We start from the raw sequence: 25,124 nt of genomic DNA on the forward strand, positions 1-25,124 counted from the left end.
AGTCAAGTCGTTGTCGAGGGCGGTTCGAACGCCGCAGGGCAACGTAGTCGCCGAGCCTGCGCCGCAGGCCGGAGACATCGGATGCCGCCAGCGACAAGAACGCCGGTGGTTGACGGACGAGAGGACCACGCATGGCGTTCCGCCTATTCACCTCCGAGTCGGTCACGGAAGGGCACCCGGACAAGATCGCTGACCAGATCAGTGACGGCATTCTCGACGCCCTGCTCGCGCAGGACCCGCGCAGCCGCGTGGCGGTGGAAACGCTGATCACCACCGGGCAGGTGCACGTGGCCGGCGAAGTCACCACGAAGGCGTACGCCGACATTCCCAGCATTGTGCGGGACACGATCCTGCGGATCGGCTACGACTCGTCCAAGAAGGGCTTCGACGGCGCGTCCTGCGGCGTGAGCCTGTCCATCGGTGCTCAGTCGCCCGACATCGCCCAGGGCGTGGACAGCGCGATCGAGCTCCGCGAAGGCGAGTCGGAGCACGTGCTCGACTCGCAGGGCGCCGGCGACCAGGGCATGATGTTCGGCTTCGCCTGCTCGGAGACGCCCGAGCTGATGCCGTTGCCGATCGCCCTGGCGCACCGGCTGGCCCTGCGTCTGTCCGCCGCCCGCCGGGACAAGGTGATTCCCTATCTGCGTCCGGACGGCAAGACCCAGGTCACCATCGAATACGACGGGTTGCGCCCGGTCCGGCTGGACACGGTGGTCGTCTCGTCGCAGCACGCGGCCGACATCTCGCTGGAGTCGCTGCTGACGCCCGACATCCGCGAGCACGTGATTGCGCCGGAGCTCGAGGGCCTGGACATCGACACCGAGGGCTACCGGCTGCTGGTCAACCCGACCGGGCGGTTCGAGGTCGGCGGCCCGATGGGCGACGCGGGCCTGACCGGACGGAAGATCATCGTGGACACGTACGGCGGTTACGCGCGGCACGGCGGTGGGGCGTTCTCCGGCAAAGACCCGTCCAAGGTGGATCGCTCGGCGGCGTACGCGATGCGCTGGGTGGCCAAGAACGTGGTGGCGGCCGGCCTCGCCGAGCGGTGCGAGGCCCAGGTCGCGTACGCGATCGGCAAGGCGTACCCGGTCTCGCTGTTCGTCGAGACCTTCGGCACGGAGAATGTTCCGGTCGAGCGGATCGAGAAGGCCGTCAACGAGGTCTTCGACCTGCGTCCCGCTGCGATCATCCGCGACCTCGACCTGCTCCGGCCGATCTACCAGCAGACCGCCGCCTACGGTCACTTCGGCCGGGAGCTGCCGGAGCTGCTCTGGGAGAACACCGATCGGGCGCAAGATCTCAAGAACGCCGCCGGATGAGCCTGGACCGGGTCGCGGTCACCGGATCGATCGCCACCGACCATCTGATGCGTTTTCCCGGCCGGTTCGCGGAGCAGTTCCTCGCCGGCATGCTGGACAAGGTCTCGTTGTCGTTCCTGGTGGACGACCTCACCATCCGCCAGGGTGGGGTGGCGGCCAATATCGCCTTCGGCTTGGCGTCCCTGGGCCTGCGCCCGATTCTGGTGGGCTCGGTCGGCGCCGACTACGCGGCACGCCGCGCCGAGTTGGAGCGCCTCGGTGTCGACTGCCGGCTGAGGGTGAGCGACGAGCAGCTCACGGCTCGTTTCGTGTGCACCACCGACGCCGACCAATGCCAGATCGCGTCGTTCTCTCCGGGCGCCATGCGGGAGGCGTCACGGATCAACCTGCTCGAGGTGCTCGGTCCCGAGCCGCCCGATCTGGTGCTGATCGGTGCGGACGATCCCGCCGCGATGCAGGCGCACGCGGCGGCGTGCCGCCGCGCGGGCTGGCGCTTCGTGGCTGACCCGTCGCAGCAGATCGCCCTGATGTCGGGCGCGGAGCTGCTCAGCTTCATCCGCGGAGCCGACCTGCTGATGACGAACGAATACGAACTCGAACTGCTGTGCGCGAAGATCGGTCTCGGGGCCGGTGAGCTCCGGACACTCGTCGGTGCCCGGATCACCACCCTGGGAGCGAACGGTGTCCAGATCGAGGGACCGGGCATCGGCCTGGTGACTGTGCCGGCGGCCCGCGTCGATCGGCACGTGGATCCCACCGGGCTGGGCGACGCGTTCCGGGCGGGCATGGTCGCCATGATGGCCCGGGGTCTGCCGATGGACCAGGCGGCGGCGGTCGGTTGCCAGCTCGCGGCGTGCGTCCTGGAGTCGTCCGGGGGCCAGGACTACGACATCGACCCCGCTGCCTTCACAGCCCGGCTGGAACTCTCCTACGGCCAGGATCTCGCCGGCCGGGTGCGCAGCGGCCTGTCCTGGCCTGCGGCGACACTCGATGACCTACGGACGACGTAAGGCGGCGGGTCGTACGGGGGCTCCCTACGACCCGCCACCTGCTCAGTGGTCGATGTCGGCCCGCTGGCCGGTAAGCACCCGAACGTCACCCCGGTGGGCGGGCGTCCACTCGAGCAGGTTGCGCAGATAGATGCCGTATCCGCTCGGGACGAGCGGGTCTGCCAGAGCGGCAAGCTGCTGGTCGTCGATGAGCCCGGCGCGCCAGGCGGCCTCCTCGAGACAGCCGATCTTGAGGCCCTGCCGTTCCTCCATCACCCGGACATATTCCGACGCCTGCACCATGGAGGTGAATGTCCCGGTGTCCAGCCAGGCGGTGCCGCGGTCCAGTACGGTCACGGTGAGCTCGCCGGCGGCCAGATAGGCCGCGTTCACCGCGGTGATCTCCAGTTCGCCGCGGTCGCTCGGTTTGAGGTCACGGACGATGTCGACGACCTTGTGGTCATAGAAGTAGAGTCCCGGCACCGCGTACCGTGACCGGGGGGCGGCCGGCTTCTCCTCGATGGAGATCACCCGGCCCGTGGCGTCGAACTCGACGACGCCGTAGGCCTCCGGATTGCCCACCGGATAGGCGAACAGGTGTGCCCCGTCGCGGCCCCGGTGCCGCGAGAGCTGTCGCCCGAGTCCGACACCGTGGAAGATGTTGTCCCCGAGGATCAGCGCGACCGGCGAGTCGTCGATGAACGTCTCGCCGAGCAGCAACGCCTCGGCGATGCCGGCCGGGGTGGGCTGGCTCGCGTAGTCGAGCCGCAGGCCGAACCGTGAGCCGTCACCGAGCAGCCGTTCGAACTGCTGCCGGTCCCGCGGAGTCGTGATGATCAGTATCTCCCGCACGCCTGCCATGACGAGCGTGGACAGCGGGTAGTAGATCATGGGCTTGTCGAAGATCGGCATCAGTTGCTTGGACACGGCCGTCGTCACCGGCCAGAGCCGGCTTCCCGTGCCACCGGCCAGGACGATGCCCTTTACGCCGTTACGGGTCTGCATGATGGCACGATCGCGCGGCCTGGTCGCAGGCTGATCGAGCCGCTGTCCAGGTGGGAGTCGGGCGACGAGCTTTCCTTTAGCCAAACTCAGCCGCCCCCTGGTCGGATGAGAAACCCAGCGGGCGTGGTGGCTTGAGGAAGAGGGGGCGGCCGGTGTTTCGTCGCATCGTGATCGTGAACCGTGGCGAGGCCGCGATGCGGCTGATCCACGCGGTCCGGGAGTTGGCCGAGGAGAGCGGCACGCGGATCGAGACCGTCGCCCTCCACACGGATGTCGATCGCGCCGCCAGCTTCGTGCACCAGGCTGACATCGCCTACGACCTCGGTCCCGCGTCCGCGCGCCCCTATCTCGATCTCAAGATTCTCGAGCGGGCGCTGGTGGAGACCGAAGCTGACGCTGCGTGGGTCGGATGGGGCTTCGTCGCCGAGGATCCAGCCTTCGCCGACCTTTGCGAGAAGGTCGGGGTCACCTTCGTCGGGCCGAGCGCGGACGCCATGCGGCAGCTGGGCGACAAGATCGGCGCGAAGCTGATCGCCGAGCAGGTCGGCGTGCCCGTCGCGCCGTGGAGCCGGGGGCCGGTCGAGACCGCCGAGGCGGCGTTGGCGGTCGCGGACGAGATCGGCTATCCGCTGATGCTCAAGGCGGCCATGGGTGGCGGCGGGCGGGGAATCCGGACGGTACGCAGCCGCGACGAGCTGGTCGATGCTTTCGAGCGGACCACCCAGGAGGCGGCGCGGGCCTTCGGCAGCGGCGTCCTGTTCCTGGAGCGCCTGGTGACCGGGGCCCGGCATGTCGAGGTGCAGGTGATCGCGGACGGCCAGGGCTCGGCGTGGGCGCTCGGGGTCCGCGACTGCTCCGTCCAGCGGCGCAACCAGAAGATCATCGAGGAATCGGCATCGCCGGTGCTCAGCGCCGGGTTGGCGGTCGAGCTCAAGGCGGCGGCGGTGCGGCTGGCGATCGCCGTCGACTACCGGGGTGCGGCCACCGTCGAGTTCCTCTACCACCCGGGTGAACGCACCGTCGCGTTCCTCGAGGTCAACACCCGTCTCCAGGTCGAACACCCGATCACCGAGCTGACCACGGGATTCGACCTGGTGAAGGCTCAGTTGCGGGTGGCCGCGGGCGGCCGGCTCGAGGGGGAGCCGCCGGTGGAGCGCGGGCATGCCGTCGAGGCCCGGCTGAACGCCGAGGATCCCGACCGGGACTTCGCACCGGCCCCCGGCCGTATCGTGCGGCTGGATCGACCGGCGGGCCCGGGCATCCGGGTCGATACCGGTGTCAGCGAGGGCGACGTCATCCCGTCCGACTTCGACTCCATGATCGCCAAGGTCATCGCGTACGGGCGGGATCGCACCGAGGCGCTGGCCCGGTTGCGCCGGGCGGTGGCGCAGACCGCCGTGATCATCGAGGGCGGTGCAACGAACAAGGGGTTCCTGCTCGACCTGCTGCATCAGCCGGAGGTGATCGAAGCCAGCGCCGACACCGGCTGGATCGATCGGGTGCACGGCGAGGGCGGGCTCCTGTCGCACCGGCACTCGGCCGTCGCGCTGGCCGTCGCGGCCGTCGAGGTGTACGAGGAGCAGGAGCGGGCCGAGCGGCAGCGGCTGCTGTCCACGGCGTTCGGCGGGCGTCCCCAGGTGCAGCACAAGAGCGGCCGGCCGTTCAGCCTCAAGCTCCGCGGAGCCGGCTATCGCGTCCGGGCTGCGCGCGTGGGTGCGGACCGGTTCCGGCTGGGCATCGAGGCCGGCTCCGAGACCCACCTCGCGGACGTGGAGCTGGAGCGCTTCGATCGGCACACCGGCCGGGTCGTCGTCAACGGCTCGTCCTACCGGCTGCTCACCGGCGTCCACGGGCCCGATCATCTGATCGAGGTGGACGGCGTGACGCATCGCGTCACCCGTGACGAGGGCGGTGTCCTCCGCAGTCCGATGCCGGCCCTGGTAGTCGCTGTTCCGGTCGCGGTAGGCGCCGAGGTGGAGGCGGGCGCACCGGTGCTGATCCTCGAGAGCATGAAGATGGAGACCGTACTGCGTGCGCCGTTCCGGGCACGGCTGAAGGAATGCCTCGTGGCGGTCGGCCACCAGGTCCAGACGGGGGCGCCGTTGCTGCGGCTGGAGCCGCTCGCCGAGGCCGGGGCCGAGAGCACCGCCGCCGGCCCGGTGATCGCCTTGGACCTGCCCGCCCGGTCCGCGGAGCCGGTGCGGGAAAGCCTCACACGGGCCTGGGACGACGTGCGCGGCCTGTTCCTGGGCTTCGACGGCGACCCGTACGACGATCGCAGGGTGCTCGAGGAGTATCTCGCCGTGCGGGCGCGTGCCGTCGAGGCCGGCCATCAGCCGCTGGCGGGCGAGCTCGCCTTGCTCGACATCTTCACCGATCTCGTCGAGCTGAGCCGCAACCGGCCGGCCGGTGAGGACACCGGTGGTCACGGCCACGGCAGCGTGCACAGTCACCGGGAGAACTTCCACACGTACCTGCAGAGCCTGGACGTCGAGCGGGCCGGCCTGCCGCCGGCGTTCCAGACCCGTCTCGCCGGTGTGCTCGCCCATTACGGGATCACCGAGCTGGATCGTTCCCCGCAGCTCGAGGCGGCGGTGTTCCGTGTGTTCCTGGCTCAGCAGCGGGCTGCCGGTGATGCCGCACTCATCGTGACCCTGCTACGCCTGTGGTCGCGAGAGCCGCTGCCCGAGGAGATGCCTCGGGAGCAGGTCGGCGCGGCCCTGGAACGGTTGGTGACCGCGACGCAGGTTCGCTTCCCGGTGGTGGCGGACCTCGCCCGGGATCTGGTGTTCGCCTGGTTCGGCCGGCCGCTGCTGCTGCGCCACCGGGCGCGCGTCTATGCACGCATTCGCGGGCACCTGCGTCAGCTGGACGCCGATCCGGGCGCACCCGACCGGGCTCAGCGCATCGCCGAGATGGTGAGCACCACCGAACCGCTGGTCCGGCTGCTCGGGCAGCGGCTCAATCGGGACAGACTTGATAACACGGTCATGCTGGAGGTCCTGACTCGGCGGTACTACGGCAACAAGGGCATCACCGGGGTCCGGACCAGCGAAGTCGCCGGCCACACCGTCGTGATCGCTGAGCGCGCGGATTCGTGCCTGGTCTCCGCCGCCGTGCGGTTCGCCGAACTGGACGCCGCACTACGCGGGCTCGCCGAGCTGGCCGACGCTCACCAGGTGTTCGACGTCGACATCTATCTCGCCTGGGCGAACCAGCCCGACGCCGGCACGATGGCCGCCACGCTGCGCGAGATGATCAAGGGGCATGCGGTGCCGGCTCAGATTCGCCGGATGACCGTCACGGTGGTGGGCGCCCGCGGTACGGCGATGCATCATCACTTCACCTTCCGGCCGTCGGCCACCGGCATGTCCGAGGACCGACTGATCCGTGGCCTGCATCCGTACATCGCCGAGCGGATGCAGCTGGAACGACTCAGCCGGTTCGACCTCACCCGCCTCACCTCGTCGGACGAGGAGGTCTATCTCTTTCAATGCGTCGCGCGCGAGAACCCGCTCGACGATCGGCTCGTCGTGTTCGCCCAGGTCCGCGACCTCACCCCGCTGTGCGATGCGGACGGCCGGCTGATCGCCCTGCCGGCGGCGGAGGAGGTCTTCGCCCTGTGCCTGGACTCCATCCGCCGGGCGCAAGCGCGTCGTCCCCCGGGCCAGCGCCTCAACACCAACCGCATGGTGCTCTACGTGTGGCCGCAGGGCGAGATCTCCCGCGACGAGCTGACGGCGATCGTCGAGCGTCTGCTGCCGGCGACGACGGGCGCCGGCCTGGAGGAGATCCTCATCATCGCGCGGCAGCGCAGTCGGCGAACGGGAGAGTCGAGAAGGATTGCCGTACGCGTCGGGTTCGACGCGGCCGGTCGCGCGCAGCTTCGCATCGGCCGACCCACGACCGAGCCGATCGAACCGGTCGACGCGTATCGGCTGAAGGTCCTGCGGGCGAACAGCCGCAACTCGATGTATCCCTACGAACTCACCGGTCTGCTCGGTGACTTCGTCGAACACGATCTGGACGACAGTGCAGCCCTGGTCCCGGTTCAGCGGCCGAAAGGCCGGAACACGGCGGCGATCGTGGCCGGCGTGGTGACCACGCGAACCCGGTGGCATCCCGAGGGCATCACCCGGGTCCTCCTGCTCGGTGATCCCACGAAGTCGCTCGGTGCGCTGTCGGAGCCGGAGTGCCGCCGCGTGATCGCCGCGCTGGACCTCGCCGAGCGGATGGGTGTGCCGCTGGAGTGGTTCGCGCTCTCCGCCGGCGCCCGGATCTCGATGGACTCGGGGACCGAGAACATGGATTGGGTGGCCGCGGCCCTGCGGCGCATCGTCGAGTTCACCCAGGGCGGTGGTGAGATCAACATTGTGGTCGCGGGCATCAACGTCGGCGCGCAGCCGTACTGGAACGCCGAGGCGACGATGCTCATGCACACCCGGGGCATTCTGGTGATGACGCCGGACTCGGCCATGGTGCTCACCGGTAAGCAGGCGCTCGACTTCTCCGGCGGAGTGTCGGCCGAGGACAACTTCGGCATCGGCGGTTACGACCGGGTCATGGGTCCCAACGGGCAGGCGCAGTATTGGGCGCCGGACCTGCTGGCCGCCCGCGACCTGCTGATGAGTTACTACAGCCACACCTATGTCGTGCCAGGGGAGCGTCAACCGCGACGTATCCGCACGACGGACCCCGTCGACCGGGACATCTCGAGCTTTCCGCACGTCATCGCGGACAGCGACTTCACCAGCGTGGGGGAGATCTTCTCGGCCCGGAGCAATCCGGACCGCAAGAAGCCGTTCGACATCAGGATCGTGATGCGGGCGCTGGCCGATCAGGACCACCCGGTGCTCGAGCGCTGGGCCGGCATGGCCGAGGCGGAGACGGCGGTGGTGCAGGAGGCGCGGCTCGGCGGGATACCGGTGTGCCTCGTCGGTATCGAATCGCGAGGAGTGCCGCGGCGGGGCTTCCCACCCACCGACGGGCCCGAGACCTACACCGCCGGTACCCTGTTCCCCCGCTCCTCGCAGAAGGTGGCCCGGGCGATCAACGCGGCCAGCGGGAACCGGCCGCTGGTCGTCCTGGCCAACCTGTCGGGCTTCGACGGGTCCCCGGAGTCGATGCGCAAGCTCCAGCTGGAGTACGGCGCCGAGATCGGCCGCGCGATCGTGAACTTCCGTGGTCCCATCGTGTTCACCGTGATCTCCCGCTATCACGGCGGCGCGTTCGTGGTCTTCTCCAAGGCGCTGAACCCGGCCATGACCGTGCTCGCGCTGGAGGGCTCCTTCGCGTCGGTGCTGGGCGGTGCCCCCGCCGCCGCCGTGGTGTTCACCAACGAGGTGAACGCGAGAACCGCCGCCGATCATCGGGTTCGCGACCTGGAGGACCGGATCGCCGCCGCGTCGGGCGCCCCGCGCAGCGCCCTGACCGCGGAGTTGGACGAGCTGCGCGCCGCGGTCCGCGCGGAGAAGCTCGGTGAGCTTGCCGTCGAGTTCGACCGGACGCACAGCATCGAGCGCGCCGTCGAGGTCGGATCCGTCGATCGCGTCATCCGGGCCGCCGAGGCCCGCCCGCGCATCATCGAGGCCATCGAGAAGGGCCTCCGGTAGGCCGTCAGCCCGCCCGGCCGAGGGGACGGCGTGGTGGGCATGCACTACCGCGGGATGGAGTACTCCTCCGAGAGGGCTCGGTAGGCAGACTTCTCGTCTCCCGACAGCGCCGCCTTCGCGTCCACGGCGAGCTGGTCGGCCAGGATCTCGGTGTGGCCGGCCTCGAGGCCGTCCAGAGCCCTGGCGACGATGACGCCGGGATCGGTCATCAGCTCGGCCAACGCTCCGGGCCCGGCGATGCTGTCCGCCAGCGCCGTCATCACGGGGGTCGAGGCCATGCCGAAGACCAGGCTGCTGACGAGCGTTCCCTGCCCGGCGAGCTCGCCGCGCAAGCTGTTCGTCATGCTCCACAGGGCGGCCTTGGACGCGGCGTAGACAGCCAGCCCGTCGACGGTCGACCAGGCCGCCGCCGACAGGACGTTGAGGATGGCGCCGCCGCCGTTGGCTGCCAGGGTGGGGGCGAAGGCCCGGACCATGGCGAGCGTGCCGTACACGTTGGTGTCGAACTGGCGCCGGATCAGGTCCGGGTCGCCGTCGGTGAAGGTGAGCCCGGGGACGTTGACGGAGGCGTTGTTGATGAGCAGGTCGACGTCGTGCGCGCGTACCGCGGCTTCGGCGACCGCGCGCTGGTCGGTCATGTCGAGCTGCAGCACCTCGGCGCCGGGGGCGTCGACGTTCTCGGGGCGGCGGGCGGTGGCGTAGACCCTTTTCGCGCCGCGTTCCAGGAGGTGCTGGACGAAATGGTGGCCGAGGTTGCCGGCCCCGACGCCGGTCACCAGCGCGGTACTTCCTTCGATCTTCATGACCTCACTGTATGAATCATCGGGTGCGCCGGTCGATGCTTGTTTGACGCATCCTTCTTATCCGTTTGACTCACCCGGCACGTCCATCGCATAGGGTTGCGGGCGTGGATCCGGTCACCGAGGTGCTGCGTCTGTCCGGCATGAAGGGGTCCGTGGGGGCGCGCGTCGAGGCGGGCAGCCACTGGGTCGCCGAGCTGGCGGACTATCGGGGGATCGCCACCCATGCGGTCCTCGGCGGAAGCGCGTGGCTGGTGATGGGGGACGGGCGGCACGTGGAACTGGTGGCGGGCGACGTCGTGATGCTGCCGCCCGGCGCACCGCACGGGTTGACCGACGCTCCCGATGACGGTGCCTCGATGCGGGAGGCCACGTCGGTCTGCTGGCCGTCGGACGGCCGGACGGTGCGCCTCGGCTCGGGGCCTTCGCGGACGCGGCTGTTCACCATCTACTACGACTGCAACCACTTGACGCGTACGCAGGTTCTCGACGAGATGCCCGACGTTTTTCACTTCCAGGGCGGCGAGTCCGGGGCGGCGTACCTGGATGACATCGTGCGTCTGCTCGGCCGGGAGCTCGCCCGTCCGCAGCTCGCCACCGGGGCCGTGATCGAGAGTCTGGTCGACCTCATCCTGATCCAGCTGGTCCGGGGCTGGCTGTCCCGGCAGACGGCCGAACAGCGCGGCACGTGGCTGGGGTGGGTCGACGATCCCGTCGTCCGCGAGGCGGTGGAACGCATCCACGCCGATCCGGCCACGGACTGGACGACCACGACGCTGGCCGAGGCGTTGCACGTCAGCCGGGCGACCCTGGCGCGCCGCTTCCAGACGGCCATGAACCGGAGCCCGGCGAGCTACGTCACCCAGTGGCGCATGGATCTGGCCGCCGTGAGCCTGCGGGACACCCGTGACCCCGTCGAGTCCGTCGCCGCCCGGGTGGGCTACCGGTCGGTGCCGTCGTTCACCCGCGCTTTCGTCCGCGACCGGGGCATGACCCCCGGCGCCTTCCGCCTGGCGCACCGCGATGCCGGCCGCGCCGGCTCCGGCGGGAACTGACCCCGGCGGCGCGAGGTCAACGTACGGATGTCCGACAGTTGAGTCCGCGGCCGCGGTGCCTGGCATTTGAATGGTGTCAGCGCGAGAGATCGGACACCCGTGAGCACAGACGGAACGGATTCGGCCCAGCGGGATCGCGCGCTCACCTTTCCCGTACGGCTGCGGTGTGCCAGTCCGGCTGAGATCCTCGCCGGCGACGCCTGGGAGGACGCGGGGTGTGCGGCGCTGAGCCGGGCGTTCGCCGCGGCGCGCCGGTCGTTGCCCAGCGCGGAGGTCGTCGGCGGCGGAGTGGTGCTGCACCCGCCCGAGGTGACCGGTGCGGACCTGTTGCCGCATCAGGCGGCCGCGCTGCGTGCCCTGCTCGAACGGGCTGTCCGCCGGGCAGCCCAGCAGCAGCGCCTGCCGATCGCCGCCGTGGCCGAGCCGCCACCCGCCAGGAAACCGGCCCGTGGCGGGGGAGTGCCGGTCGAAGCGGCGAAGCAGGACGACGGCGGCGCGGCGTACCGGGTTCGGCGGAAGGTCACCTTCCGCCTGACCGTCCGCCGGTTCTTCGAGATCCGCAAGCGGTTCGGTCGCGGCGGGGCCACGGACCCGGCGGATCCGATGGAGCTGTACTTCGCGCAGCTGGACGAGACGGTGACGGCCGTCGCCTGGCTGGTCGAGGTGCGGCGCCGGTACGAGTTCCCGTTGCTCAGCAGGGACGTCACGGCGGCGTACGGTGCCACCCGCAAACCGGGGGAGTACGTCTGGTCGATCAGCGGCTGGGGGCAGCTGCGCAAGGCGTTCGCCGAGGCCGACAAGGGCGGGAAGCTCGCCGCGTCGGTACCCGACTTCAGCCGCAGCGGGTTCGCCGAGGAGGGCCCGGGCGGCACCGGGCTGATCATGCTCCCCGGCGGCTGGGCGATCACCGTCGCGATCGTGCTGCCGACGATGACGCTCGGCGACGTGGCCGAGCTGAAACCGGAGCGGACCGTCGAGGTGCCGATAGCTGAGACCGGGCCGCTGATCACCCAGCGGGACTTCGCCGACGCGACCGGCGCCGACTGGGCCGCGACCGTCCGCGCGTTGCCGGACTACAGGATCCCCGTGGTGGTCACGCCGTTCACGGTCAAGCGCCAGGTCCACGAGCGTGCGCTGACCGCTCTGCTCAAGGCGTACCGAAGGAGTCCGCTCGGATTGGTCGTGCCGGTGAGCGACCGGGTCGCCGAGGAGCTCGGGCCCACGCTCGGACCGTTCGTCGCGGCCCTGGCCGACCCCGCCGCCCCGGCCGCGGCCCGCACGGGGCCGGTCAACGGTTCGTGGCCGCCGCGCAGCACGGGCGTGCACCTCGGTCCCGCGCTGCCTGCCGATCTGCGGACGCGGGTGCTGCGGCAGGCGAACGCGGCCTTCATCGACGCGCAGGCCACCGAGGTGCAGCGCATCCTGCGGCTGGAGAACGGGTTCTGGTCGGCCGACCGCAAGGAGGCGTTCCGGGCGTACATCATCGGGTGGGACCGCGGGCGGCGGGATCCGGCGCTGTTCGTGCTGGTCCTCGACGAACTCCGGGACCGCGGCAGCCTGGACGCGTTCTTCGCGGCCGTGGGCGAGATGTGGTCCACCGACACCTATCTGAAACGGCTCGTCGTGCGGCTGCTGGTGGGCTCCTCGTACGCCGGCGATCCGCGGCTGGGTGCGGTGGTGGCGAGCATCGAGGCGCTCGTGCACAGCGGCGAGCGGGGTAAGTACGACGTGGACAAGCAGGAGATCTGGCTGCTCGGCGACTCCGACAAGATCGTCCGGGCCGCCGGGGACAGCGCCGACGACGCGGCGGGCGTCGTCGCCGTGGTCGATCCGTACTACTCGGAGACCTCGCGCGTCCACCAGCCCAAGCCGGAGATCCTGGAGAAGCTCAAGGAACCCACCCGCAAGAAGGTGAGCGAGCTCATCGGGCGGATGGTCTGCAACCCGGGCGAGCGGATGACCCGCGAGCAGTTGCTGCAGAAGGCCATGCAGGAGGCGGCCAAGGAGATGCCGCCGCTGGAGGAGAAGGACCTGGTCAAGGTCACCCTCCGCAGGACGGTCCGGGTGCTGAGGCTGGAACGGCGTACCGAGGGCGGGGTGCCCGAGGTCTACGTCCACTACCAGCCGGTGCAGAAGATCGGGGACAACCCGTGGGTGCCGGCCGGCGACGTGATCATCGGGTCGCCGACCGCGTTCGAGGCGTACCTGACCTACTACCACGTCGAGCATCTGCAGGAGGCGCTGACCGTCTTCCTGCTCGCCGAGACCGTGATCCTCGGCGGCGTGCTGATCATCGAGCTGGGCATCGCGACGGGGCTGCAGCTGTTCTTCTTCGTCAGCATGCAACTCGTCATCTACCGGTTCACGACCGACGCCGAGGACCGCACTCTGCAGGGGTACCTCACCGCAGCGCTCAAGGGGGAGCTGGACGCGGTCGGGTTCAAGGGCCTGTCGCTGGCCGTCAAACAGGTGGTCGGCTTCGGCGCCGGCTTCCTCGTGACCCGGGAACTGGTCTCCGAGGTGGCGACCAAGTGGATCGTCTACGCCTTCCGCGGCGGACTGACCGCGGTCGGCATCGGGGCCATGGAGGTCACCTACCAGTTCGCCGACGACCTGCTGCACTACTCGCACTGCTCCGGCTGGTCCAGCCCGGGCACCTACTGGACGCGGTTCAAGCACGGTTTCGTCGCCGGGCTGGTCATGGAGTTCGCCGTGATCCCGCTGCTGTCCCCGGCGCTGCGGCCCGCCCTGGAGAAGGCGTCCACGGCGCTCGAGGCGGCCAAGGCCTTGCGGGGCTCCGGACTGTCGTACGGCGAAACCCTCGCGGCGCTGCTCAAGGGTTCCCGCGAAGTCGAGGCGGCGATTGCCCGGACCGTCGAGCACGACGCGGGCACCGTCATCGCCAAGGGGTTCCGCGCCAAGCTCACCGAGATGCTCGACGCAGTCGGCCGCGAATACCGGTCCCGCGCGTACCAGTCCCTGCTGGAGCTCTACGGCCCGGAGCTGACCGGCGCGGCCGCGGAAGGCCTGGAACGCCTGCTGCGGACGGCGGGGGAGCGGCAGATCGACGGGCTGCTGCAACGGCTGCTCGCCACCAAGGCAGCGCCGGGCGAGCTCCTGCGCGCGATCGGCGCCGCCGACGACGCCCTCGTGAAGGCGCTGAGCGAGGCAGGCACCCTCACGCAGCTCGGCTCCGCCCCGCGGGTGCTGTTCTTCCTCACCCAGGACCCGGCGGTCGCGGCGCGGATCCTCGGCGGACCGTTCCGGCATGCCCCGGCCGCGATGGAACGCTTCCTCCAGCGGCTCGAGCCGCTGTCGGCCGACGCCGGACGCAGCGTGATCCGGGCGCTCGCGGCCGACAACCCCCTTCCGGCGGAGCTGTTGCTCAATGCGGCCAGGCAAGGCGAGCTCGATGAGGCGGCCCTGTTGCGGCTGCGGCAGGTGCACGAGGCCGAGCTGCAGCGCGCGGCCGCCGCCGCTTCGAAGAAGGCGCCTCCGGTCGAGAAGCCGGTCGAGAAGCCGGCTGACGAGCCGGCCGAGCCGCCTGCCGCACCCATCAACATCGAGACGGCCACGCTGGAGGAGCTTCTGGCCGAACTGGAGAAGAAGGGCTTCACCCGCGCCGACCTGCGCCTGTTCAGGGGCAAGAAGACCAAGCTCTCCGCACCGCTCGTCCGGCGGGTCGCGGAGCTCCTGGAGCGCTTCACGCCCGCCGAGGTCCGCGAGCTCGGCGAGTTTCTCAGCCGGCACCAGGTGCGCCTCAACGCCCGGACCGTCGAGCAGCTCGAGGAGGTGACCAGCGGCGAACTCGGCGACATGATCGGACGCATGGAGCGCGTTCAGGCCGGCAAGGCGCCGAACCGCGACGTGTGGTCCGAGGCCGACCTCGCCGAGCGGGCGGACGTGACCATTCACCCGGGTAATCCGCCGCCGCTGGCTCAATTCGTCGAGACACCGGGCAGCGTCGCCCTGCGCGGCTCGATGCTGAGGGCCGGCCACGAACATCCGCCGCCCGGGTACCACGCGCACCACATCATCCCGGAACGGGAGTTCGGGCCCGGCCTCGACTGGATGCGCGAACGGCTCAGGAGCGCGGGCAGCGGCATCAACGAGGCCGAGAACGGCGTGTTCCTGGCCGGCAGCCGGGCCACGGCGAACCCGGAGCTGACCCGGTTGCACAACTCGTACCTGCACGCCGGGCCTCAGGCGGAGTACGCGTACACGCTCACCCGCCGGCTCGGCGACCTGCACGGCCCGGAGTTCCTCGCCGAGGTACGCAGGATCGCCCAGGAGATGGCCGAGGGCGAGTTCCGGACCCTGGAGATCCCGCGCGGGTGGAAGGGCAAGTGGGAACCCGGGATGAGCGCGCCCGCCGACCCGAAGGTGAACCCGGAGTGGCTCGAGGAGTGAACCGCCCTGATACGTCCCGCGGCTGTCGGACCGAAGACATCACCGGGACGCCCGACCTTCTACCGTGATCGGCATGCGAACGGCTGTCCCCTTGGCGGCCAACGGCACGGATGTGGTGCCGGTGCTCCGGCGCGTCCTGCCGTGCGGGTGGGTCACCCTGGTGGTGCAGGACGACACGACCGGGGTGCGGAGGTCCTGCAGCTGGCCGGGGGCGGACGGCAGGGGACCCGTCGCGGCGGAGGACCCGGCCGGGGTGCGGGTGCTGGACTGGCTGCTCGCGCACCCGAACCAGCTCGACCCGGTCCGGCTCGATGCGGCGCTCCTGCTGCCGCTGGGCGCGGACGCCGGGTGGGTGCTGACCCGGGTACGCGGCGAGTTCTCCGAGGTGGAAGTCGACGCCGCCCGCCTCATCGCGCCGGGGCTGCGGTTGCGCTGGCGGCTGGATGCGTACCGCCCGGAGGGTCTGACCACGCGCGAACTCGACGTGCTGCGCCTGGTGGCGGCGGGGATGACCGCGAGCGCGGTGGCCCGGCACTGCCGGATCAGCGCGCGGACCGTGCACAAGCACCTGGAGAACGCCTACTCGAAGCTGGGCTGCCACGACCGGATCACGGCGGTGCTGATCCTGCGCGACGCCGGACTGCTCGGCGGCGGGGGGGGGGGGGGGGCCCCCCCCGGCCCGGCCCCCCCCCCCCCCCCCCCGGGGGGCCCCCCCCCAACCCCCCCGCCCCCCCGCCCCCCCCCCGGGGGGGGGGGGGGGGGGCCCCCCCCCCCGCGCCCCCCCCCCCCCCCCCCCGCCGGGGGCCCCCCCCCCCCCCCCCACCCCCCCCGCACAGCCGAACAACCCCGGGAGGAGCAGCCCGAGAGCACCACCCCGAGCCGTCCGATAAGTTGTTCGGTATGACGCAGGACCCCTCCCGCCCCTTCGGCCGTCTGATCACGGCCATGGTGACCCCGTTCGCCGCGGACGGTTCCCTCGATGCGGACGGGGCCGGCGCCCTCGCCACGTACCTGGTGGACGAGCAGCGGCATGATGCTCTTGTCATCAGTGGGACCGGTGGGGAGTCGCCCACCACCACCGATGCCGAGAAGGAGACCCTGCTGCGGGTCGTCGCCGAGGCCGTCGGGGACCGGGCGAAGATCATTGCCGGGGTGGGCACGAACAACACCGCGCACACCGTCGAGCTGGCTCGCGCCGCCGAGAAGGCCGGGGCGCACGGGTTGCTGGTCGTGACGCCGTATTACAACAAGCCGCCGCAGGCCGGGCTGGTGAAGCATTTCACCACGGTCGCCGACGCGACCGGGTTGCCGATCCTGCTGTACGACATTCCGCACCGCTCCGGCGTGCCGATCGCGACCGAGACGCTGGTCCGGCTCGCCGAGCACCCGAACATCGTCGGTGTGAAGGACGCGAAGGGTGACGTCCAGGCCACGTCCGACGTGCTGCGGCGGACCGACCTGGCGTACTACTCCGGCGAGGATGCCTCCACGCTTCCGTGGCTGTCCGTCGGGGCGGTCGGGGTCGTCGGCACCTCGACCCACTTCGTCGGGGTGCAGACCAAGGAGATGATCGAGGCCTACGAGCGGGGCGACGTGGCCGCGGCCCTCGGGCTGCACCGTCAGCTTCTGCCGATCTACACCGGGATCTTCCGGACGCAGGGCACGATCCTCGTGAAGGCCGGCCTCAAGGTCCGGGGCCTTCCGGCGGGTCCCGTCCGTCCGCCGCTCGTCGACGCCACCGACGCGGAACTGAACCAGCTGCGCCAGGACGCCCGAGCGGCCGGCGTGGACCTCTGACAACGGAAAGAAACACATGAGTCAAGCGCACGTCGATCTCGATCCGCCCCCGCCGCTGCCGGAGGGCGCCCTTCGGGTGATGCCGCTGGGCGGCCTCGGCGCCATCGGGCGCAACATGACCGTCTACGAGTACGACGGGAAGCTGCTTGTCGTCGACTGCGGCGTGCTGTTCCCCGACGTGGAGCAGCCGGGCGTGGATCTGATCCTGCCGGACTTCGCCCCGATTCTGGATCGGCTGGACGACGTGCAGGCGATCGTGCTCACCCACGGGCACGAGGACCACATCGGCGCGGTCCCGTACCTGCTCGCCCACAAGCCGGACATCCCGCTGGTCGGGTCCGAGTTCACGCTGGCGCTCGTCGAGGCGAAGCTGGCGGAGCGGCGGCTCGACCCGTACACGTTGACCGTGCGGGAGGGTGGCCGGGAGCGGCTCGGGCCGTTCGAGTGCGAGTTCTTCGCGGTGAACCACTCGATCCCGGACGCGCTGGCCGTGGCCGTGCGCACACCGGCGGGCCTGGTGCTGCACACCGGCGACTTCAAGATGGACCAGGTGCCGCTGGACGGCCGGATCACCGACCTCGCGGGCTTCGCCCGGCTGGGCGCCGAGGGCGTGGACCTGCTGCTGTCGGACTCGACGAACGCCGAGATCCCCGGGTTCGTGACGCCGGAGCGGGACATCGGCCCGGTGCTCACCTCGATCTTCGGCAAGGCCAAGGGCCGGGTCATCGTGGCGAGCTTCGCCTCGCACGTGCACCGCGTGCAGCAGGTGATGGACGCCGCGTACGAGTACGACCGCAAGGTCGCGCTGATCGGCCGGTCCATGGTCCGCAACATGGGCATCGCCCGCGATCTGGGGCTGCTGCGCATCCCGGACGGGCTGCTGGTGAGCCTGGACGAGGCGACGAACCTGCCGCCGGACGAGATCGTGTTCATGTCGACGGGCTCGCAGGGTGAGCCGATGAGCGCGCTGGGCCGGATGTCGACCGGCGACCACCGGCACATCACGATCGCGCCCGGCGACACGGTGGTGCTGGCGAGTTCGCTGGTGCCGGGCAACGAGACCTCGGTGTACCGGGTGATCAACCAGCTGGCCCGGGCCGGCGCGACGGTCGTGCACAAGGACACCGCGAAGGTGCACGTGTCGGGGCACGCCCCGGCCGGTGAGCTGCTGTACCTGCTCAACGTCGTACGCCCGAGCAACCTGATGCCCGTGCACGGCGAGTGGCGGCACCTGCGTGCGCACGCGCAGCTCGGCATCGAGTCGGGCGTCGCGCCCGACCGGGTCGTGCTCTGCGAGGACGGCGACGTCGTGGACCTGGTGGAGGGGCACGCCCGCCACGTCGGCCGGGTCAAGAACCGCTACGTGTACGTGGACGGCCTGGCGGTCGGCGACGTGAGCGAGTCGCTGCTGACCGAGCGCCGGATCCTCGGCGACGGCGGGTTCATCTCCGCCACCGTGGTGATCGACTCGGTCACCGGCAAGGTGGTCGGCGAGCCCAGCGTGATGGCGAAGGGCTTCTCGGAGGACCCCGAGGCGTTCAACCCGGTGATCCCGTTGCTCACCGCGGCCCTGCACCGCTCGGCGGAGGAGGGCATCACCGACACGCACCAGTTGCAGCAGGTCGTGCGTCGTACGGTGGGCCGTTGGGTCAATGACGCGTACCGCCGCCGGCCCATGATCGTCCCCACCGTGGTCGAGGTTTGACCATTTTTTGAACTGTTTCCGGCTCGCCCTCGTATCGATGAGCACGGTGCCGCCCCCACGGCACCGCGATGCGAGGGGAGTACCGAATGCAGCGCAGAACGGTTGTCGCGATCGCGGCGACGGTGACGGCGGCGGGCGCGGCGGTGGCGTTCACCCTGCCGTCGATGGCGGGCACGAACCCGACCCGGCGCGCCGTCGCCCAGTCGGACGGCGTGGCCCCGCAGCTGCTCGCCGCGATGAAGCGCGACCTGGGCGTCAGCGCCGACGAGGCCACCGCCCGGGTGCAGCGGGCGAAGTGGGCCAGCGGCGTCGCGGCCCAGCTGCGCAGCACCTCGGGTGACTCGTACGGTGGATCCTGGCTGGCCAAGGACGGCACCACGCTGAACATCGCGATCACCGACCCGGCGCTGGCCGATCAGGTCCGGGCCGCGGGCGCCCAGCCGAAGCTGGTGCAGCGCAGCGTCGCCCAGCTGGACAGCGCCAAGAAGGCGCTGGACTCGACCGCGACGAAGGCCGACCGGGACCTGCCCGGCTGGTATGTGGACGTCGCCGCGAACCAGATCGTGGTGAAGGCGCTGCCGGGCGACGCGGACCACGCGTGGGACCTCGTCGCGGACGCCGGGCTGCCGAAGGCCGCCGTCAAGGTCGTCACCGTCAGGAGCGCCCCGCGGCCGCTGGCCGACGTGGTCGGCGCGCAGCCGTACTTCATCAACCTGGGCAACGCCCAGGCCCGGTGCTCGATCGGTTTCGCGGTGGAGGGCGGGTTCGTCACCGCCGGCCACTGCGGCGAGGAGGGTACGCAGACCACCGACCTGGACGGGCTGGCCCAGGGCGAGGTCGTGGCCTCGGTGTTCCCCGGCAACGCCGACATGGGCGTGGTGCAGACCGGCGCGAACGTGGAGCTGCAGCCGTTCGTCGACGACTTCCGTGGCAACGCGCTGCCCGTCGGCGGCGCCACCGAGTCCCCGGTGGGCGCCGCGGTGTGCCGTTCCGGTTCCACCACCGGTACGCACTGCGGGACGATCCTGTCGAAGAACGAGACGGTCAACTACCCGGAGGGCGCGGTCACCGGCCTGACCCGGACGAACGTCTGCGCCGAGGGCGGCGACTCGGGCGGCCCGTGGTTCTCCGGCGACCAGGCGCAGGGGGTCACCTCGGGCGGCTCCGGCGACTGCACGGTCGGCGGTGAGACGTTCTTCCAGCCGATCACCGAGATCCTCGAGACGAACAACCTGACGCTGCTCACCACCGGCGCGGGCGGTTCCGGCGGGGGAGCGACCCCGCCGCCCGCCGAGGCGACCACCGCCCCGCCGGCCGAGGCGACCACCCCGCCGGCCGGCAGCGGCCAGCAGCAGGGCGGCGGCCACCACCGCCGGCACCGCCACAACAACTGACGTTCCAGCGGTCCCAGTCGTGCCGCCCGCGTAGGTCATCCTCCGTCCTACGCGGGCGGCGCTGCGTCGCTACCGTGGAGGCGTGGGATACACGCTGATGATCGTTTTCGCCGTGGCGGCGCACTACGCGTTCCTGGCGTTCGGGATCTTCGGCGGCTTCCTGGCGTGGCGCTGGCCGCGCCTGCTCCGGCTGCAGGTGGTCGCGGCTCTGTGGCTGCTGGTGATCGTGGTGGCCAAGCTCTACTGCCCGCTGACCTGGCTGCAGGACCGGGGACGGGAGGGGCTCGGCCAACCCCCGCTGCAGGGCGGCTTCCTCGACAACTACGCCGCCGGCGTCTTCTACCCCCACGGGTACGAGTGGGTGGCGCAGATCGTGGTGGCCGTGCTGGTCCTCACCTCATGGACGGGTTTCGTCCTCCTGCAGCGCCGCCACCGCCTCGGCCAGCTCGACGCCCGTGGCGATGCCGCAGATCATCACCTGGTCTAGCTGCTGCGGCGTGACGCCGTGCTCGAAGTCGGCGCCGACCTCACCGACCACGCGTACGACCCCGTCGTCGCCGGTGTGCACGTACGCCTTCGGCCAGAGCCGGTCGTGGTTCCAGGCGTTGCAGAACGCGTACAGCCGGGGCACGTCGTCGGTGCTGAACTCGGGATGCGTCAGCGCCCTGACCTGGAAGATCTCCCGGTTCTTGCCGAGCCGGAAGAAGAAGACGAGGCAGCCCTGCCAGGTGCCGCCGATGTCGCCGTCGTCGTCGACGAAGTGGCTGAAGTCTCGGGCCTGAAGCGCCGCGACGATCATGTCGTGGCTCAGCGGCTGCAGCTGCTCGGGCATTCCTTGATCCTAAACGGGCGAAAAAAGTGAATCCTGGTCACGGTGCGGCGAGCGGGGTCGCGGGCGCCACGCCGTTACGGTATGGGCATGGCGGGCCGTACTCCTCCGGCGAGCCGGGGTCGCACCGCGTCCAAGGGCGGCGCCGCGTCGGCGCGCGCCCGTCAGCCGGTGCGCAAAGCCGCCGCAGCCCCCGCTCGCAAGGCGACTCCGGCCCGGAAAGCCGCGCCGCGCCCTCGCGCCCGCAGCGCCGCCCGTGCCCGGCCCAGCGTCGGCTCGGCGGTGGCCGGGGGTCTGGGCCGCGGCGTCGGGGCCCTGTGGATGGGCGTCGCGCACAGCGTCGGCTGGGTGGCCCGCGGCGTCGGGCGTCAGGCCGCCACCGCCAAGGAGATCGATCCGGAGCACCGCCGCGACGGCGCCGGCCTGCTCATGCTCGGCCTCGCGATCCTCATCGGCGTCGCGGTCTGGGCGGGCTCCGCCGGGCCGGTCGGCACGTGGCTCGCCGACGCCGTACGCCTTTTCCTCGGTGGCCTCGGCGTCCTGCTCCCGCTGCTCCTGCTCTACGGCGCGATCCGGTTCATGCGCAAGCCCGCCGACCCGGAGCACCGGGGCCGGTCGGTGGTGGGCTGGAGCGCGCTGCTGATCGCCACCGCGAGCCTGCTGCACATCGCCGAGCAGCCCCGCGACGACGTGGGCCTGACCAACGCCGGCGGGCTGGTCGGGTACGGCGTCGGCGTGCTGCTCGAGCGCGCGGTGACCGCGTGGGTCGCCGTACCGTTGCTGATCCTGCTCTTCGTCTTCGGCCTGCTCGTCATCACCGCGACGCCGATCAACAAGATCCCCGAGCGGCTGCTGCTCCTGACCGACGTGCTGCTGGGCCGGTCCACGGCCCGCGCGCCGCTGCCCACGCCGGAGCTGCCCGACCTGGGCGACGACGAGCCGGACGAGGAGGAACCGAAGCGCCGCCGGCCCGCCCGCCGCCGCCAGGGCGCGCTCGCCGACATCGGGCTCGCGCCGGAGGAGGAGGGCGACGGCCTCGAGGACGAGATCCTGCACGACACGGTCGCCCTGCCGCGCGCCGCGAAGCTGCCGGCCAGCCGCAAGACGCCGGAGCCGCCGGAGCATTCGCCGCTGCCCACGCGCGCGGAGCAGCTCGAGATCTCCTCGGTGCCCGGCGACTACCGGCTGCCGCCGCCCACGCTGCTCGGCAAGGGCACGCCGCCGAAGTCCCGCAGCCGCGCCAACGACGAGATCATGGCCGCGCTCACCGGCGTCTTCGACCAGTTCAACATCGACGCGCAGGTCGTCGGCTTCACCCGCGGCCCGACCGTGACCCGCTACGAGGTCGAGGTCGGTCCCGGCGTCAAGGTCGAGCGGATCACCCAGCTGTCGCGCAACATCGCGTACGCGGTGAAGTCGCCGGACGTGCGCATCCTCTCGCCGATCCCCGGCAAGAGCGCGGTCGGCGTGGAGATCCCCAACACCGACCCGGAGAACGTGTCCCTCGGCGACGTGCTGCGCTCGCGCGCCGCGGCCGCCGACCACCACCCGATGCTCGTCGCGCTCGGCAAGGACATCGAGGGCGGCTTCGTCGTGGCCAACCTGGCCAAGATGCCGCACATCCTCATCGCGGGCGCCACCGGCGCGGGCAAGTCGTCCTGCCTCAACTCGCTGCTGGTGTCGATCCTCACCAGGGCCACCCCGGACGAGGTCCGGCTGCTGCTCGTCGACCCCAAGCGGGTGGAGATGACCGCGTACGAGGGCATCCCGCACCTGGTCACGCCGATCGTCACGAACCCGAAGAAGGCGGCCGACGCCCTCGAGTGGGTCGTGCGCGAGATGGACATGCGCTACGACGACCTCGCGGCCAATGGCGTACGCCACATCGACGACTTCAACCGCAAGGTGCGCAGTGGCGAGATCACGGCGCCGCCGGGCAGCGAACGGGTCATGAAGCCGTACCCGTATCTGCTGGTCATCGTCGACGAGCTCGCCGACCTGATGATGGTCGCGCCGCGTGACGTCGAGGATTCGGTGGTACGCATCACCCAGCTGGCCCGCGCGGCCGGCATCCACCTCGTGCTCGCCACCCAGCGACCCTCGGTGGACGTGGTCACCGGCCTGATCAAGGCCAACGTCCCGTCCCGCCTCGCGTTCGCCACCAGCTCGCTGGCCGACTCGCGGGTCATCCTCGACCAGCCCGGCGCGGAGAAGCTGCTGGGCCGCGGCGACGGCCTGTTCCTGCCGATGGGCGCCTCCAAGCCCGTCCGCATCCAGGGCGCCTGGGTGGACGAGAAGGAGATCGCCGACGTCGTCAAGTTCTGCCGCGACCAGCGCGAGCCGGAGTTCCGCGAGGACGTCACCACCCCGGTCGCGAACAAGAAGAAGGAGATCGACGAGGAGATCGGCGACGACCTCGACGTGCTGCTCCAGGCGATCGAGCTCGTGGTCACCTCGCAGTTCGGTTCGACGTCGATGCTGCAGCGCAAGCTGCGGGTGGGTTTCGCCAAGGCGGGGCGCCTGATGGACCTCATGGAGACCCGCGGCATCGTCGGTCCCTCCGAGGGCTCCAAGGCCCGCGAGGTGCTGGTCAAGCCGGACGAGCTGGAGGCGACGCTCGCCACGCTGCGGCTGGACTGAGTTCACCCGCGGCGGAAAACCGAAGCAAGATCATTGGGCCGGTTATCCACAGGCAACCATGCGGGCGACGCCGCGCCCGGGAGGGTGCCGGTAACCTTGTCGGGTGTCGTTGACTCCCCCTGTTCGCCGTGTCGCTCTGCTCACCCTCGGCTGCGCCCGTAACGAGGTCGACTCCGAGGAGCTCGCCGCCCGCCTCGACGAGGGCGGCTGGCAGGTCAGCACCGACGCCGAGGGCGCCGACGTGGTGGTCGTGAACACCTGCGGCTTCGTGGAGAAGGCGAAGCAGGACTCGATCGAGACGCTGCTCGCCGCCGCCGACACCGGCGCCAAGGTGGTCGCGGCCGGCTGCATGGCGGAACGGTACGGGCGGGAGCTGGCGGAGAGCCTGCCCGAGGCGCAGGCCGTGCTGGGCTTCGACGACTACACCGACATCGCCGCGCGGCTCGACGGCGTGCTGGCGGGGGAGCGGTTCGACTCGCACACCCCGCGCGACCGCCGGGAGCTGCTGCCGCTCACCCCGGTCAACCGGCAGACCGCCAAGGTCGTCGTCCCGGGGCACGCGACCGTCGACGAGCACACCCCCGCCCACCTGCGCAAGGTGCTGCGCCGGCGGCTCGACACCGGGCCGGTCGCCAGCCTGAAGCTCGCCAGCGGCTGCGACCGCCGGTGCTCGTTCTGCGCGATCCCCGCGTTCCGGGGCGCGTTCGTCTCCCGCGACCCGCAGGAGCTGCTCGCCGAGGCGGAGTGGCTGGCCGGCACGGGCGTGCGGGAGCTGGTGCTGGTCAGCGAGAACAGCACGTCGTACGGCAAGGACCTCGGCGACCCGCGCGCGCTGGAGAAGCTCCTGCCCCAGCTCGCGGCCATCGACGGCATCGTGCGGGTGCGGGCCAGCTACCTGCAGCCCGCGGAGACCCGGCCCGGCCTGGTCGAGGTCATCGCCACGACGCCCGGGGTCGCCGCGTACTACGACCTGTCGTTCCAGCACTCCAGCGAGCCGGTGCTGCGCCGGATGCGCCGGTTCGGCTCCACCGACCGCTTCCTGCAGCTGCTCGCCTCGGCCCGCGCGCTGGCGCCCGAGGCGGGGGCGCGCAGCAACTTCATCGTCGGCTTCCCCGGCGAGACCCGGCAGGACGTCGACGAGCTGGTGCGCTTCCTCACCGAGGCCCGCCTCGACGCCATCGGCGTCTTCGACTACAGCGACGAGGACGGCACCGAGGCCGCGGGCCTGTCCGGCAAGGTGCGCGAGGACACCATCAAGCGCCGGTACGCACGGATCAGCGACCTCGCCGACGAGCTGTGCGCCCAGCGTGCGGAGGACCGCCTCGGCACGTTCGTGGACGTCCTCGTGGACACGGTCGACGCCGGGGAGATCGAGGGCCGCGCGGAGCACCAGGCCCCCGAGGTCGACGGCTCCACGACGCTGGTGGCCGGCGACGCCGGGGTGGACCTCGCGGCGCTGCGCCCGGGCGACCTGGTCCGGGCCCGCGTCACGGGCACCGAGGGTGTCGACCTGGTCGCCGTGCCGGTGGAGATGATCTCGGCGGCGGGCCGGGTGCCCGGGTCGCG

At 71.1% G+C, this 25,124-nt stretch carries 14 protein-coding genes and 1 pseudogene; 12 read left to right on the forward strand and 3 right to left on the reverse strand.

Annotated features, from left to right (window positions below; all coding sequences use genetic code 11):
- The first annotated feature begins 131 nt into the window (after positions 1 to 131).
- Entirely contained in the window at positions 132 to 1,322 is a 1,191-nt protein-coding gene (gene metK, locus IT780_RS08620) for a methionine adenosyltransferase (RefSeq protein ID WP_199510929.1), read from the forward strand.
- On the forward strand, positions 1,319 to 2,332 hold the full coding sequence (locus IT780_RS08625) for a carbohydrate kinase family protein (protein WP_199510930.1): 1,014 nt from the start codon (positions 1,319 to 1,321) through the stop codon (positions 2,330 to 2,332). Before metK ends, IT780_RS08625 begins: the two co-directional genes overlap by 4 nt.
- A gap of 42 nt (positions 2,333 to 2,374) precedes the next feature.
- On the opposite strand, the gene rfbA is transcribed toward IT780_RS08625, so the two are convergent.
- Entirely contained in the window at positions 2,375 to 3,316 is a 942-nt protein-coding gene (gene rfbA, locus IT780_RS08630) for a glucose-1-phosphate thymidylyltransferase RfbA (protein WP_199510931.1), read from the reverse strand.
- Between the two features lie 152 nt (positions 3,317 to 3,468).
- On the opposite strand from rfbA, the gene IT780_RS08635 reads away from it, so the two are divergent.
- Positions 3,469 to 8,928, forward strand: coding sequence for an ATP-binding protein (locus tag IT780_RS08635; RefSeq protein WP_199510932.1), 5,460 nt, complete (start codon positions 3,469 to 3,471; stop codon positions 8,926 to 8,928).
- A gap of 44 nt (positions 8,929 to 8,972) precedes the next feature.
- Here the strand turns inward: IT780_RS08635 and IT780_RS08640 are convergent, their stop codons facing one another.
- Positions 8,973 to 9,731 (reverse strand): SDR family NAD(P)-dependent oxidoreductase, encoded by a 759-nt coding sequence (locus IT780_RS08640; RefSeq protein WP_199510933.1) that lies wholly within the window; start codon positions 9,729 to 9,731, stop codon positions 8,973 to 8,975.
- Positions 9,732 to 9,835: 104 nt separating this feature from the next.
- On the opposite strand from IT780_RS08640, the gene IT780_RS08645 reads away from it, so the two are divergent.
- From IT780_RS08645 to IT780_RS08675, 7 genes are all read left to right on the forward strand, one after another.
- The gene (locus IT780_RS08645) at positions 9,836 to 10,783 is read left to right on the forward strand and encodes an AraC family transcriptional regulator (protein ID WP_199510934.1); all 948 of its coding nucleotides are present in this window, start codon (positions 9,836 to 9,838) and stop codon (positions 10,781 to 10,783) included.
- Between the two features lie 99 nt (positions 10,784 to 10,882).
- On the forward strand, positions 10,883 to 15,193 hold the full coding sequence (locus tag IT780_RS43015) for an AHH domain-containing protein (RefSeq protein WP_199510935.1): 4,311 nt from the start codon (positions 10,883 to 10,885) through the stop codon (positions 15,191 to 15,193).
- 73 nt (positions 15,194 to 15,266) lie between these two features.
- Positions 15,267 to 16,097 carry a helix-turn-helix transcriptional regulator gene (locus IT780_RS43430; RefSeq protein ID WP_199510936.1) on the forward strand — a complete coding sequence of 277 codons (831 nt, stop codon included), beginning with the start codon at positions 15,267 to 15,269 and terminating at the stop codon, positions 16,095 to 16,097.
- The gene (gene dapA / locus IT780_RS08660) at positions 16,094 to 16,990 is read left to right on the forward strand and encodes a 4-hydroxy-tetrahydrodipicolinate synthase (protein ID WP_199510937.1); all 897 of its coding nucleotides are present in this window, start codon (positions 16,094 to 16,096) and stop codon (positions 16,988 to 16,990) included. Before IT780_RS43430 ends, dapA begins: the two co-directional genes overlap by 4 nt.
- Before the next feature lie 16 nt (positions 16,991 to 17,006).
- The gene (locus IT780_RS08665) at positions 17,007 to 18,695 is read left to right on the forward strand and encodes a ribonuclease J (RefSeq protein ID WP_199510938.1); all 1,689 of its coding nucleotides are present in this window, start codon (positions 17,007 to 17,009) and stop codon (positions 18,693 to 18,695) included.
- Positions 18,696 to 18,781: 86 nt separating this feature from the next.
- Positions 18,782 to 20,089, forward strand: coding sequence for a S1 family peptidase (locus IT780_RS08670; protein ID WP_199510939.1), 1,308 nt, complete (start codon positions 18,782 to 18,784; stop codon positions 20,087 to 20,089).
- 82 nt (positions 20,090 to 20,171) lie between these two features.
- Positions 20,172 to 20,576: a DUF2784 domain-containing protein gene (locus tag IT780_RS08675; protein WP_199510940.1), complete on the forward strand. Its 405-nt coding sequence runs from the start codon at positions 20,172 to 20,174 to the stop codon at positions 20,574 to 20,576.
- Here the strand turns inward: IT780_RS08675 and IT780_RS08680 are convergent.
- Positions 20,487 to 20,921, reverse strand: a complete 435-nt coding sequence (locus IT780_RS08680) for a type III secretion system chaperone family protein (RefSeq protein ID WP_199510941.1) — start codon at positions 20,919 to 20,921, stop codon at positions 20,487 to 20,489. The genes IT780_RS08675 and IT780_RS08680 overlap by 90 nt on opposite strands.
- A gap of 87 nt (positions 20,922 to 21,008) precedes the next feature.
- Here IT780_RS08680 and IT780_RS08685 point away from each other — a divergent pair, with 87 nt between their 5' ends.
- Together IT780_RS08685 and rimO are read left to right on the forward strand one after the other, a co-directional pair.
- Positions 21,009 to 23,558: a DNA translocase FtsK gene (locus IT780_RS08685; protein ID WP_199510942.1), complete on the forward strand. Its 2,550-nt coding sequence runs from the start codon at positions 21,009 to 21,011 to the stop codon at positions 23,556 to 23,558.
- A gap of 103 nt (positions 23,559 to 23,661) precedes the next feature.
- Positions 23,662 to 25,104: pseudogene (rimO, locus tag IT780_RS08690) on the forward strand (30S ribosomal protein S12 methylthiotransferase RimO); the annotation flags it as partial.
- Between the last annotated feature and the right edge of the window lie 20 nt (positions 25,105 to 25,124).

The sequence above is a fragment of the Nucisporomicrobium flavum genome (assembly GCF_016464385.1).
Taxonomy (GTDB): Bacteria; Actinomycetota; Actinomycetes; order Mycobacteriales; family Micromonosporaceae; genus Actinoplanes; species Actinoplanes flavus_A.